The following is a 13,196-nucleotide window of genomic DNA, read 5'->3' as shown; positions in this document are numbered from 1 at the left end:
AAATAGTCAAAGCAGCTAGGGTTTACTAGCTGCTTATAGCTGGCCATTTAGTCTTCGCTAAACAGGTCACCACCGTGCATATCGATCATTTCTAATGCTTTCCCGCCACCACGAGCGACGCAAGTTAGCGGATCTTCTGCAACAATAACTGGGATACCAGTCTCTTCCATCAATAAGCGATCTAAATTACGAAGCAGCGCGCCACCACCAGTTAATACCATACCGCGCTCTGAGATATCAGATGCTAGTTCAGGTGGGCACTGTTCAAGCGCTAGCATTACCGCGCTGACAATCCCAGTCAGTGGCTCTTGTAATGCTTCTAAAATTTCATTTGAATTCATTTTGAAACCACGAGGTACGCCCTCTGCAAGGTTACGACCACGGACTTCAATTTCATAAACTTCATCCGTTGGGAATGCAGAGCCAATCCCGTGTTTAATACGTTCTGCGGTTGCCTCACCAATCAGTGAACCGTAATTACGGCGCACATAGTTAATGATGGACTCATCAAAACGGTCACCACCAATACGTACTGAAGATGAATAAACAACACCATTTAAAGAAATAACCGCCACTTCAGTGGTACCACCACCGATATCAACAACCATAGAACCCGTTGCTTCAGATACAGGTAAACCTGCGCCAATTGCTGCTGCCATTGGTTCTTCAATTAAGAATACTTCACGTGCCCCTGCACTCAGTGCGGATTCACGGATAGCTTTACGTTCAACTTGCGTTGCCCCAACTGGTACACAAACTAATACTCGTGGACTTGGACGTAAAAAACTGTTGCTATGAACTTGTTTGATGAAGTGTTGTAACATTTTTTCTGTCAGGAAGAAGTCGGCGATTACGCCATCTTTCATTGGTCTGATTGCAGAAATATTACCAGGTGTACGTCCCAGCATCTGCTTGGCTTCACCACCGACCGCCGCAACACTTTTTGGCGAACCGGAGCGGTCTTGACGAATAGCAACTACAGAGGGTTCATTTAATTTGACGCCTTGTCCTTTAACATAAATAAGGGTATTGGCCGTACCCAAGTCAATAGACAAGTCATTAGAAAACATGCCACGAAATTTTTTAAACATAATGAAAGAGTTATCCTGCAAGCTGGGGACGAATATAAACCCGTCTACTCTACCAACCACTTGAAGCTGCCTCAAGGCGTTAATGGGCGACTTCTAAAAATATGGTTAATTCATCTATTATCACGTACTGTACTGTACATGCTTCTCATCAAAACGAAGCAGATAAAAGCCCCAAAAATAGATATTTATTTTACTTTTTCCATCATTAGATGAAATTACGTAAAAAACCTATTCTTTGGCTGTTATATACTCCATTGTTTGTATTCCCAGTGTGACAAGTAATTATAACTACAAGTTCAAATAATATTGATATCTTTTTATTATTGCTACTCACTGGTTATTTTCACTACAAATTAGATGAATTTCACGAGTGTTAGCTCTATTATCTACCAAAAATAAGGCAAATTTGTATCAGTACGCAAAATGAATTAGTCGCGATGCGTTATTTTGCATGATAAAAGCCTATGTATGCCAGAAAAAAATAAATTTTTACAAAATAATTACATTATTAATAGCTTAAGAACCGTTATTACGTCAATGAAATACCGTTAAATTTTCGGCATTTTTACATGACATATTTAATCATTTTACTAGGAGTGAACGATGAAAGCTCTCGTCCTAAATCAAGCAGATGAAAAAATTGTCGCAAATATTCAATCTCTGACAACAGAAATGCTGCCAGCCGGAGACATTATAGTCGATATTCACTGGTCAACGTTAAATTATAAAGATGCTTTGGCCATTTGTGGGAAAGCAGGCGTAGTACGCCAGTATCCGATGGTCCCTGGTATTGATTTTTCAGGGGTAGTCCACCACAGTGAAGACCCAAGGTTTCAAGTTGGTCAGCATGTGTTATTAACAGGGTGGGGAGTCGGTGAAACCCATTGGGGCGGGTTAGCCTCCCAAGCGAGAGTTCCTGCGAAGTATTTAACCCCATTACCTGAAAATTTATCCTTGAAGCAAGCCATGATCATTGGTACGGCAGGCTTCACTGCCATGCTATGTGTTAATGCGTTAGAAGAAGCAGGCATCACTCCAGATAAAGGCGAAGTGATTGTTAGTGGGGCAAGTGGTGGCGTAGGGAGCACTGCCGTGCAATTACTCTCCCTTTTAGGCTATGACGTTGTCGCAATTTCAGGGCGCGAAGAGAATAACGCTTACTTGCAAAGCTTAGGGGCTAAAAGGGTATTACCTCGCAGCGATTTCACCCACGCGGCCAAACCATTAGATAAACAACTGTGGGCTGGCGCTATTGATACTGTAGGCGGGGAATTGCTAGCCAATCTTCTTGCTCAAACCAATTACAACGGGGCAGTAGCAGCTTGTGGTTTAGCCGGTGGGTTTAACTTACCAACCAGTGTGATGCCTTTTATCTTACGTAATGTGCGTTTACAAGGCGTTGATTCTGTTTACTACCCAGCGGCAAACCGCCCTAAAGTGTGGGAACGGCTTTCTCAAATACTGCCAGCCTCATTCTATGAGCACGTCAGTTCAGAGATTAAACTGGAAGATTCTGCTGAATTTGCACAAAAACTCTTAAAAAATGAAGTAACAGGGCGTACCCTTGTCAATCTACGCACCTAATCACAAATTTGCTGCGGTATTCTCCAAAAATAAGGATTACCGCACAATTCACAAAATAAATTCGGGTAATTTCTCTGATAAGACCAGTATTTTGCTGCTAAATGCCACGAAATAATTATAATGGCTCCCCTTGTCAGCCAAAAAAACATTTATTTTTATGATAAATGATGACAAACCCTCAACATCGGGTTATGTTGTCGGGCTATTGATATATCGTCGGAGTTAGCAGCATAATGACAGAAGATATTCACATTTTGCTCCTGAATGGGCCAAACCTGAACCTGCTAGGAACGCGTGAGCCAGGTACCTATGGCAGCAAAACCCTATCAGACATTGTTTCCAAACTGACGCAGGAAGCCAATGAGTTAGGGGTAAAATTGAGCCATTTTCAGTCAAATGCAGAACATGAGTTAATCGATAAAATTCATGCTTCCCGCAATGATGTTGATTTTATTCTAATCAACCCGGCTGCATTCACACATACCAGTGTAGCTCTGCGTGATGCGTTACTGGCAGTTTGTCTTCCATTTATCGAGATCCATATCTCGAATGTGCATGCCAGAGAACCATTTCGCCAACATTCTTATTTATCCGACCAAGCTGTCGGTGTAATTTGTGGTCTAGGCGCGGATGGCTACAGTTTTGCTTTGCAGGCTGCAGTTAACCGTGTGCGTCTAATTAATTCAATCCAAATATAAGAGTACGGAATCATATCCATGGATATTCGTAAAATTAAAAAGCTGATCGAGCTGGTCGAAGAGTCTGGCATTTCTGAACTGGAAATTTCTGAAGGTGAAGAGTCAGTACGTATCAGCCGCATTTCTGCCGCTTCTCAGGCTATGGCAGCACCGCAACAATATTACTCAGCACCTGTCGCACAACAGCCTGCATTAGCAAATGCTGTTGCTCCATCAGAAGCAATGGCTGCACCAGCGGCTCCAGCTGCAGTTGCAGGTCACCAAGTCCGTTCACCAATGGTAGGGACTTTCTACCGTGCACCAAGCCCAGAAGCACAACCGTTTGTTGAAGTTGGCCAAACTGTCAGCGTTGGTGATCCTCTTTGCATCGTTGAAGCGATGAAAATGATGAACCAAATAGAAGCAGATAAAGCAGGCGTAGTTAAAGCTATTCTGCTGCAAAACGGTGATGCAGTAGAATTTGACGAGCCACTAGTTGTTATCGAATAACGAGGCGTCTCCATGCTGGAAAAAATTGTTATCGCTAACCGTGGGGAAATCGCACTACGTATTTTGCGTGCCTGTAAAGAACTTGGCATCAAAACTGTAGCGGTTCACTCAACGGCTGATAGCGATCTAAAACACGTGTTGCTGGCTGATGAAACCATTTGTATCGGTCCTGCAGCATCCGCGAAAAGTTACTTAAATATCCCTGCGATTATTTCAGCAGCGGAAATTTCAGGCGCGCAAGCGATCCATCCGGGATATGGTTTCTTGGCTGAAAACGCTGATTTCGCAGAACAAGTTGAAAACTCAGGCTTTATTTTTATCGGTCCAAAAGCTGAAACCATCCGCCTAATGGGCGACAAAGTTTCTGCTATTAACGCGATGAAAAAAGCAGGTGTTCCTTGCGTTCCGGGTTCAGATGGCCCGCTAGGCAATGATGCAGAAAAGAATAAATCCATCGCAAAACGTATTGGCTACCCTGTAATCATCAAAGCATCAGGTGGTGGTGGTGGTCGTGGTATGCGTGTGGTTCGTAACGAAAAAGATTTAGAATCATCGATTAACCTCACACGCGCAGAAGCCAAATCTGCATTCAATAATGACATGGTTTACATGGAAAAATTCCTTGAAAACCCACGTCATATTGAAATTCAAGTGATGGCGGATGGTCAGGGTCACGCTGTTTACTTAGCAGAGCGTGATTGTTCAATGCAACGCCGTCACCAAAAAGTGGTAGAAGAAGCTCCAGCACCAGGTATCACGCCTGAAATTCGCCGTAATATCGGTGAGCGCTGTGCAAATGCATGTATTGAAATTGGTTATCGCGGTGCGGGTACCTTCGAATTCTTATTCGAAAACGGTGAATTCTATTTCATCGAGATGAATACCCGTATTCAAGTTGAACATCCAGTTACTGAAATGATTACTGGTGTCGACTTAATTAAAGAACAGTTACGTGTCGCATCTGGTTTACCGCTATCTGTAAAACAAGAAGACATTATTGTTCACGGTCATGCTGTTGAGTGCCGTATTAACGCTGAAGACCCGAATACATTCATTCCAAGTCCAGGTAAAATCACCCGTTTCCACTCTCCTGGTGGTTTTGGTGTGCGTTGGGAGTCGCATATTTACGCAGGTTATACTGTACCTCCTTATTACGACTCAATGATTGGTAAATTAATTACTTACGGTGAAACTCGTGAAATTGCCATTTCTCGTATGAAAAATGCATTAAACGAGCTGATCGTCGATGGTATTAAAACCAATATTGAATTGCACCAGATGATTATGAATGATGAAAACTTCCAAAAAGGTGGGACTAATATCCACTATCTGGAGAAAAAACTGGGTATTTCTGAATAATTTTTTGAAATAGCCCGTTTTATTTATCGTCAAAAAATACCGCGAAGCTCAGCTGCGCGGTATTTTTTATTGAATTTAATTAATATGGCGAATTGGGATTGTATTTTCGATAGGTGCAGCACGCTGGAATAAGTGTAAATTATCCATCACCGAGGCTGGGGGGCGACGAAAACGTAGCTCATTCGCCATATATTGCATATAGGGGTCAATGTGGCTAAAAATTGCCTTATAACCCTCACATAAATGATTATGCCATTTATTCTCAACTTTTTCTGTCCTATGCTTTGGGCATCCCCCATGACAAGCAAACTTAAATTCACATTTTTGGCACAATGAAGAAAGGTTGAGTTTTTGTTGGCCAAAACGTTGCTGCTGCTTACTATAAACTAGCTTATTGAGAGGCTTACTTAATAAATTACCCAGTTTAAATTCGGGATAGACAAAATGGTCGCAACTATAAATATCCCCATTTTGCTCAGCCACTAAACCGTATCCACACGCCGGCTGCATAACACAAAAACTAGGCATATCACCAGACCAAGCCGCAAGCGAGTTATCAAACAACTGGACAAAGACCTTCCCAACATCTTTTCTTACCCAAATATCAAAGACTTTATTAATAAAATCACCGTATTGCTTCCCTGTTATTGACCATGAGGTTAGCGTTTTCTCTCCCGCTTCTTGTGGGTAGCTCAAATGTTGAAATTTACTATTGTTCATTTCATATTCGACAACAGGAATAAACTGCAGGTAATTAGCTTGAAGTTCTTCGGTAATAAAACGGTAGATTTCTTCTGGGTATTTTGCCGTCTCATTATTAATCACCGTCAAAATATTAAAATCAATTTGATACTCTTTGAGTAGGCGAATTGCATTGATAACTTTATCAAAAACCGAATTACCTGAATTGGATTTTCGATAAATATCATGTAGCCATTGTGGGCCATCAAGGGAAATTCCGACTAAGAAATGATGTTCTTTTAAAAACTTAGCCCATTCAGCGGTTAACAATACCCCATTTGTTTGTATGCTATTGTAGATTTGCTTTCCTTTTCCATACCGCTTTTGGTATTGGATCACTCGTTGGAAAAAATCCATCCCCGCCATTAACGGTTCACCCCCTTGCCAAGTAAAATCAATTTCATGGCTTGGTGATAATTCAATGTACTGACGAATATATTCACGTAATGTATTGTCGTCCATACATTTTAATTTTTTACTATTAAAATCAGTTTGGTGTTCTTTTTCTAGATAAAAGCAGTAATCACACTTTAAATTGCACTGATAACTTGTTGGCTTAGCCATTATGTGAAACGCTTTTTTCATAGTAACCTCTTAAGTTTTGGCAACGGACATCTTAGCTGCCATTCACTTTATACTCGTAATAGTTGCTTAAATAACTACCTTCCATATATAAAATGGCTTCATTATCTTTGTTGTAGTCAATACGGCAACGAGAAAATATGGGGGTTTTCTCATCGATATCTAATAATTCCATTTCTTGTTTTGTTGGAACAAGTGCTGATAATTTTTCAGTATAATGGTTTGAATTTAGCCCTTTGGATTCTAAAAAAAGATAAATAGACTCTTCTAAATCCTCTGCTGTAATGCTTTCAATACAAGGTGGAAAATAAAAACAATTGTATTGAATCGGTTTATTTCCTTTTGTAATAACCCTTTCCACTTTGGTCAGGACTGAGCCTTCCGGCAATTTCATAATTTCACTGATATCTTTATTTGCCGCAACTTTGTTTATCGAAATAATATTACGTTTTACTCTTTGTGTTGCAGCCCCCAATACTTGGGTATGGATTGTTGCATAGGCTTTTTTAGAATTTCGAATAACAAGAGTGCCAACCCCTCGAGATCGCTTTACATACCCTTCTTTTTCTAATTCCGAAAGTGCCCTTCTTGCCGTGATCCTGCTGATCCCAAACATTTCTTGAAATTCAGCTTCTGTCGGAAAAGTATCGTTTTTCCTATATTCACCTTTATTTAGCTTATCGACTAAAATATCATACACTTGCGCGTATAACGGTTTTGAATGCGTACTATAATCTAGTTGTTTTTTCATATATTAATCACAATTACCCGATGTTAGCCCACCGGGTAATGCTCTTATTTATTTTAATCGCATTTCCAGAACTACCCGGTATAAAAGCTCATTATGGTTTTCTACTGGAAAATTATCAATAATGAAATCAACTAGCTGTTTTTGTGTTAACCCACCTTCTAATTGTTTGATAAACCTGTCCTTTATCGTCTTTAAATGACGGGTTTCGATATATTGTAATAATGACATCGCACCATATTTAACTTCCTGCGTGAGCGGATATTGGTCAAATACAGTTTTCGCTGCTCCAGCCTGCTTATGCTCTTGTTCAATTTGCTCAAGGGAAACAGGTTGCTCTTTCGATAAACCATAACGAGCATACAACTCTTCAGGAGCATCATTTTGTAACATCATTAAACGAATATTTTCGAGTAAACGCTGTTCTATTGCCACATTGAGGATTGGTGACGTTTGTGCCGGGTCTTGCTTAACATGGTATAAGCGATGTCCAAAACGGTCTGAGTCTGTTGTCATCACACTCGTTGCAGGGATTTTTAATACTGAGCAACCTTGTGTGAAATCAAACCCCTCATATAACTCTGTTCCTTGTAACTCTTTAGGCGTAAACCGCCGGTTTATACGTGTTGGCATCAAAGTATAATCATGAAGCCCCTCGGTTCCTTGAACAACAGGAGAGCGCATATAAACATACTCACCATCTGTGATATTAATCTGACAGCCATGGTAGCCAAACAGCGCATATTCGCGAATAGGTTCATCTTTAGCAAGCCCAGCTAATATGCTTTTTCCTTGCATATTTTTAGGGATTGGTGCATTAAAATAATCAAGTAACGTAGCCGGTATATCAATAGTTTGAGCCAACATCTGCCTTGATACCCCATTGGTATCCAAATCAGGGTGGCAAATAAAAAATGGTGTATTCGCGATTTCGTTATAAAGTGGCATGATATTTTTCCCCCACCAATCATGTTCACCTAATAAGAAACCGTGATCCGTATTTACAATTAATAGCGTATCTTCCCATAAATTGTATTTATCAAATATATCAAGAACCTGACCAACATATGCATCGACCATCGTTACTAGTGCTTGATAAAAACCACGGATCACTTTTTGCCTAGACTCATCCTCAGTGACAAAATAATACGGCGGCCAGCCATCAAAATGAGCATTGGATAAACCATAAAGTTGTAGGTATTTTTCAGGTACATAAAACGGTTCATGAGGATCAAAACACTCGAGCTGTAAAAACCAATTATCATCCGAGTGATTAGTTTCAATAAATTCAATACCGTGACTAATTGTTTGTACCAGTGGATGATCTTTTTCATCCTGCATATATTGCTGATTAATCAGGTGCTGGGTACGACTGGCTATTTTACGCTGTTTATTTTCATCAGGTTCACCTGATTCATAATGAACAACTGGCTTATTCACAACACCTTTCCAGTTATCCCCCTCTTGCCCCCGAATAAATTCATATGTTGAGAAACGCGAGTGGTAGGTTGCACCGCCATCTCGCCAGTAATGTTTGTGATCCGTAACTAAATGAGTATGAATACCTTGTTTTTTCAGTATTTCAGGCATCGACTCATCAAATGGCTCAATCGGGCCCCAGCTACGATGAAGGAAATTATATCTCCCGGTATGCAATTCTCTCCTTGCAGGCATACAAGGCATACTGCCAACATAAAAATTATCAAACTTCAGTGCGCGTTTACGTAATCGCTCAAAATTAGGAGTAATGGTTGTTTGGCAGCCATAAGCCGACAACATATGTTTATTCAATGAATCAAACATTAACATTACAGCTTTCATTGTTATTTCCTTTTTACTGGTACTTTCTGATACGTCCAACAACATAAGTCAATACGAAAGCAATACTCGCACCGACTAACCAACTAAAAATGTATTGGAGATATTTACCATCCGCTATCAGTGGTAGTGCGGATAGCCCTGCGGCTCCGACCCCATTGGCTGTTACATCCAATAAGACGATCATCATTCCCCCAAAACCAGCACCTATCGATCCTGTGATAAATGCAAAGCCTGCTGGGATGTTTACCCCAAAGATAGTCGGTTCACCTACGGCTAAAATACTGGTCGGGATAGCCCCTTTAGCGACACGTTTCATTACCGGATCTTTTGTCATTATCAAGACGGCAATTGCAGCGCCGACCATACCGGAATTACTCATGATTTGAATCGCAAATAACTGCGAACTTCCTGTTGCTTGAATTAATTCTAAATGGATAGGAATTAACCCTTGGTGTAAACCAAGAGAAATTAAAAATGGGAATAAAGAAGATAAGATAAAACCAGCCGCTAAGCCACCATGCTGTAAAATTCCGGACAATGAGCCTAAAATACCATTAGATACAACGCCAGCTACTGGCATAATACCAAATAGCAAAAGCGCAGTCATAATGATGATTGTCAACGTTGGGGTTGCAATAACATCTATCATACTCGGGATATAGCGGCGTAATCGCTTTTCTAACCAACAGCTAATCCAAACCGCAAAAATAACCCCAATTAACCCACCTTGTCCCGGAGTTAGTCCCAAAATAGCAACTTGAGGCGCAATCGTAATTGCCCCTAAAATCCCCCCTAAGATTTCAGTTCCCTTAAACTCTTTAGCAGCAAAAATACCGGTGAATACAGCTAGTAAGCTAAACAAGCCGCTCGCAATAATCCCCATAATAGTACTTATTTCTAACAACCCTTGTTGTTGCAAAACCACTTGGGCTGCTGACATATTAGCGGTTGCTTGAATTCCCTGAGCTAGCGCCTCGGCATGTGCCGAGTTAACAATAATGTTATTGATCCCCATTAAAGTACCAGCAGCAATTAAGCCGGGTAATAATGGAACAAAAATATTCGCTATACTTCTTAGCACGGCTTTAACTGGCGTTTTTTTCTTCGCTTTATTTCTAGCGATTTCAGCTTTAGCTAATACATCGCTTTCAGGTTTATCATCCTGCAATACAGTGCTTTCAGAGTCCCCGTTAGATAGTAGTTGATTAATTGCGTCAGCAATATTGTTACATTTTCCCGGTCCGACAATCACTTGCAATGTTTCATCACTCACCACTCCTAGCACGCCAGGTAGTGCTTTCAAACCTGCAATATCCGCCTTTTCTTCATTTTTTAATGTCATTCTCACTCGAGTCATACAATTTGTGACGTGAATGAAATTTTCAGAACCGCCTGATAATTCTATAATTTTTTTTGATATTTTATCGAGATCCATAGATCCTCTCTTACGGTATAGTAAGGCAAAATGCTTTGTTATATTGTTATAACATTTAGATTAATATATCATCAGAAAAAGAAAGCCCACACTTGCATTAATGTTTTGTGATTTTCTTCTCACTTTTTCTAAAAAAGATAGGAATTCCAATGACGATAAAAAAAGAAAACTGGAAAATACTTGGGAAAGCGCCGGATTACCGATTCACATTAGCTAACGAAAGAACATTTTTAGCCTGGATTAGAACAGCGTTGGCTTTTTTAGCTGGTGCAATTGCCATCGAACAACTATTTCAATCTATCGAATTTCCATGGATAAAAATGGCACTGGCATTAGTGCTCGCTGTGGCGGGTGGGCTGACTGCGGCGATGGCATTGTATCGCTGGAAACAAAACGAATTAGCAATGCGGCAAGATAAACCCCTTCAATACACTTCTTTTTTATTGTTAATTACATTGTTTATCATGACCGCAGCCTCTTTCGCACTCTTATATATTTTACTATAGGCAGTGCAATGCGAGACCCCGGACTACAACCAGAAAGAACACAGCAAGCTTGGAGCCGAACGCTACTCGTTTTAGCACTAAATATATTGCTATTTCTGCGTTCTGGGTTACTCAATCATTCATACCTAATGCTAACCGCAGCTGCGGCTGGCGCATTATTATTTTTGATCATTACATTCAAAAGACATAATGCATCTACCCCCCCTAAAATAGGATTAAAAATAAACAATTCTATATTCTTATTTTTTGCGTCATACACCCTTATTTTTATGTCTTTTATGCTGGTTATTAAGATTTTATCTACTTAATTTGACTTTATCTCTCAATATTTAGCTAAGTTCATCTTAAATAAATCACTGCCTTTAATCGCTTTTCTCTGAATTTTTCACACTCCACTCCCAGATTATCGTACAATCCCCGATTATTTTTGTGAGAATGAGGAGGAATAACGGATGGACAAACGTTTTCTTCAATCAAATAAAGAGGCCCGTTGGTCACTCTATTTAACGATAGCCTATATGATAGGCTGGGTTATTTGTGCATACCTTCCTAGCAATACGATGGGAGTTACTGGGTTACCATTATGGTTTGAATGGTCATGCCTAATTTTGCCCGTCATCTTTATTCTACTGTGTATTATGATGGTTAAGCTCATATTCAAAGATATCTCTCTGGAGGAGAATGATGCAGATTGAAGTTCTCCTACCATTAATCGGTTACCTTGCCCTCGTCTTTCTGTTATCAATTTATGCCTATAAAAAGCGGAAAACAGGCGAATTTCTGAATGAGTATTTCTTAGGTAATCGTTCCATGGGCGGTTTCGTCCTTGCAATGACAATTACCGCAACCTATATCAGTGCGAGTTCATTTATTGGAGGCCCTGGAGCCGCCTATAAATATGGTCTAGGTTGGGTACTTTTAGCGATGATCCAGCTACCGGCAATCTGGCTTTCCCTTGGCGTACTGGGTAAGAAATTTGCTATTTTAGCGCGCCGCTATAATGCAGTGACCCTTAACGATATGCTCTACGCTCGCTATCAAAGCCGCTTCTTAGTTTGGTTTGCAAGTGTTAGCCTACTCATTGCTTTTTTTGGCGCCATGACAGTGCAATTTATTGGCGGCGCAAGGCTATTAGAAACAGCAGCTGGTATCCCATATACCTATGGTTTGATAATTTTTGGGGTATCTATCGCCCTCTATACAGCTATTGGTGGCTTCAGAGCCAGCGTATTGAATGATGCATTGCAAGGGCTAGTTATGCTTATCGGGACAGTGATCCTACTTGTTGCCATCATTTACCATGCTGGTGGGCTCCCTACAGCCATCGAAAAGATGCATGCCATTGACCCTAAATTAGTGTCGCCCGAAGGGGCTGACGATATTCTGAGTGGGCCTTTCTTAGCTTCTTTTTGGGTTCTAGTCTGTTTTGGCGTGATTGGTTTACCCCACACCGCGGTGCGTTGTATTTCATACAAGGACAGCAAAGCTGTTCACCGAGGAATTATTTTAGGCACTATCGTGATGGCAATATTGATGTTTGGTATGCACTTTGCGGGTGCATTAGGGCGCGCAATTTTGCCTGATCTGACCATCCCTGACCAAGTGATACCAACATTGATGGTACAAGTCCTTCCTCCATTTGCCGCTGGGATTTTCTTAGCAGCACCGATGGCAGCAATTATGTCGACTATTAATGCTCAGCTCTTGCAGTCCTCAGCCACTATCGTAAAAGATATTTACCTCAATGCAGTGCCCACGCAAATTAAAAATGAGAAAAAACTGGCTCGGATCTCTAGCTGTTCTAGTTTGATCTTAGGGGCTTTGCTTTTGATCGCTGCGTGGAACCCACCTCAAATGATTATTTGGCTGAATTTATTAGCGTTTGGTGGTCTTGAAGCGGTTTTCTTGTGGCCATTAGTTCTTGGGCTATATTGGGAAAAAGCCAATGGTACAGGGGCAATTTGCGGTATGGTTGTCGGTGGCGTATGTTATGCCATTTTTGCTTCCTTTAAGATAGAACTTATGGGCTTTCACGCTATCGTTCCATCGCTAATTTTCAGCCTCATAGCCTTCTTGATAGGTAACTTTTTTGGCAAAAATCCAGTACAATTGCCCACAATTAAGACATCAACAAATTAGATT

The 13,196-nt window shown here is 40.7% G+C and carries 13 protein-coding genes; 8 read left to right on the top strand and 5 right to left on the bottom strand.

Annotation, left to right across the window (positions count from 1 at the left end; genetic code table 11):
- Nucleotides 1–47: 47 nt before the first annotated feature.
- On the bottom strand, nt 48–1,091 hold the full coding sequence (locus ACPEH5_RS10090; RefSeq protein WP_004908213.1) for a rod shape-determining protein: 1,044 nt from the start codon (nt 1,089–1,091) through the stop codon (nt 48–50).
- A gap of 603 nt (nt 1,092–1,694) precedes the next feature.
- Here ACPEH5_RS10090 and ACPEH5_RS10085 point away from each other — a divergent pair.
- The 4 genes from ACPEH5_RS10085 to accC all read left to right on the top strand — a co-directional run bounded on the left by ACPEH5_RS10085 (nt 1,695) and on the right by accC (nt 5,221).
- Nucleotides 1,695–2,675 (top strand): oxidoreductase, encoded by a 981-nt coding sequence (locus tag ACPEH5_RS10085; protein WP_210846904.1) that lies wholly within the window; start codon nt 1,695–1,697, stop codon nt 2,673–2,675.
- Nucleotides 2,676–2,908: 233 nt separating this feature from the next.
- Complete coding sequence (gene aroQ / locus ACPEH5_RS10080) at nt 2,909–3,373, top strand: type II 3-dehydroquinate dehydratase (RefSeq protein WP_042846258.1); 465 nt, start codon at nt 2,909–2,911, stop codon at nt 3,371–3,373.
- A gap of 18 nt (nt 3,374–3,391) precedes the next feature.
- Nucleotides 3,392–3,862: an acetyl-CoA carboxylase biotin carboxyl carrier protein gene (gene accB / locus ACPEH5_RS10075; protein ID WP_042846260.1), complete on the top strand. Its 471-nt coding sequence runs from the start codon at nt 3,392–3,394 to the stop codon at nt 3,860–3,862.
- A gap of 12 nt (nt 3,863–3,874) precedes the next feature.
- Nucleotides 3,875–5,221: an acetyl-CoA carboxylase biotin carboxylase subunit gene (gene accC, locus ACPEH5_RS10070; protein WP_042846261.1), complete on the top strand. Its 1,347-nt coding sequence runs from the start codon at nt 3,875–3,877 to the stop codon at nt 5,219–5,221.
- A 75-nt stretch (nt 5,222–5,296) separates the two neighbouring features.
- Here accC and ACPEH5_RS10065 read toward each other — a convergent pair whose 3' ends face one another.
- From ACPEH5_RS10065 to ACPEH5_RS10050, 4 genes are read right to left on the bottom strand one after another with little or no spacing between them, the layout of a single operon-like run.
- The gene (locus tag ACPEH5_RS10065) at nt 5,297–6,547 is read right to left on the bottom strand and encodes an anaerobic sulfatase maturase (protein ID WP_129466436.1); all 1,251 of its coding nucleotides are present in this window, start codon (nt 6,545–6,547) and stop codon (nt 5,297–5,299) included.
- Between the two features lie 31 nt (nt 6,548–6,578).
- On the bottom strand, nt 6,579–7,295 hold the full coding sequence (locus ACPEH5_RS10060; RefSeq protein WP_048606178.1) for a GntR family transcriptional regulator: 717 nt from the start codon (nt 7,293–7,295) through the stop codon (nt 6,579–6,581).
- 48 nt (nt 7,296–7,343) lie between these two features.
- A complete protein-coding gene (locus tag ACPEH5_RS10055; protein WP_240133299.1) occupies nt 7,344–9,113 on the bottom strand; it encodes a sulfatase in 1,770 nt (589 codons plus the stop codon).
- Nucleotides 9,114–9,126: 13 nt separating this feature from the next.
- A complete protein-coding gene (locus tag ACPEH5_RS10050; RefSeq protein WP_042846264.1) occupies nt 9,127–10,548 on the bottom strand; it encodes a PTS transporter subunit EIIC in 1,422 nt (473 codons plus the stop codon).
- Between the two features lie 149 nt (nt 10,549–10,697).
- Here ACPEH5_RS10050 and ACPEH5_RS10045 point away from each other — a divergent pair, with 149 nt between their 5' ends.
- The 4 genes from ACPEH5_RS10045 (at nt 10,698) to panF (ending at nt 13,193) form a co-directional block, all read left to right on the top strand.
- Nucleotides 10,698–11,054, top strand: coding sequence for a YidH family protein (locus tag ACPEH5_RS10045; protein ID WP_042846266.1), 357 nt, complete (start codon nt 10,698–10,700; stop codon nt 11,052–11,054).
- Nucleotides 11,055–11,062: 8 nt separating this feature from the next.
- The gene (locus tag ACPEH5_RS10040) at nt 11,063–11,362 is read left to right on the top strand and encodes a DUF202 domain-containing protein (RefSeq protein ID WP_240133300.1); all 300 of its coding nucleotides are present in this window, start codon (nt 11,063–11,065) and stop codon (nt 11,360–11,362) included.
- A gap of 144 nt (nt 11,363–11,506) precedes the next feature.
- Nucleotides 11,507–11,749, top strand: coding sequence for a YhdT family protein (locus ACPEH5_RS10035; RefSeq protein WP_042846269.1), 243 nt, complete (start codon nt 11,507–11,509; stop codon nt 11,747–11,749).
- Nucleotides 11,739–13,193, top strand: coding sequence for a sodium/pantothenate symporter (gene panF / locus ACPEH5_RS10030; protein ID WP_042846270.1), 1,455 nt, complete (start codon nt 11,739–11,741; stop codon nt 13,191–13,193). The genes ACPEH5_RS10035 and panF overlap by 11 nt, the downstream gene beginning before the upstream one ends.
- Nucleotides 13,194–13,196 lie beyond the last annotated feature (3 nt).

This window comes from Providencia sp. NPDC089933, assembly GCF_049545585.1.
Taxonomy (GTDB): Bacteria; Pseudomonadota; Gammaproteobacteria; order Enterobacterales; family Enterobacteriaceae; genus Providencia; species Providencia huashanensis.
The sequence above is the reverse complement of the archived record's forward strand: the minus strand, read 5'-3'. Positions and strand labels throughout refer to the sequence as shown.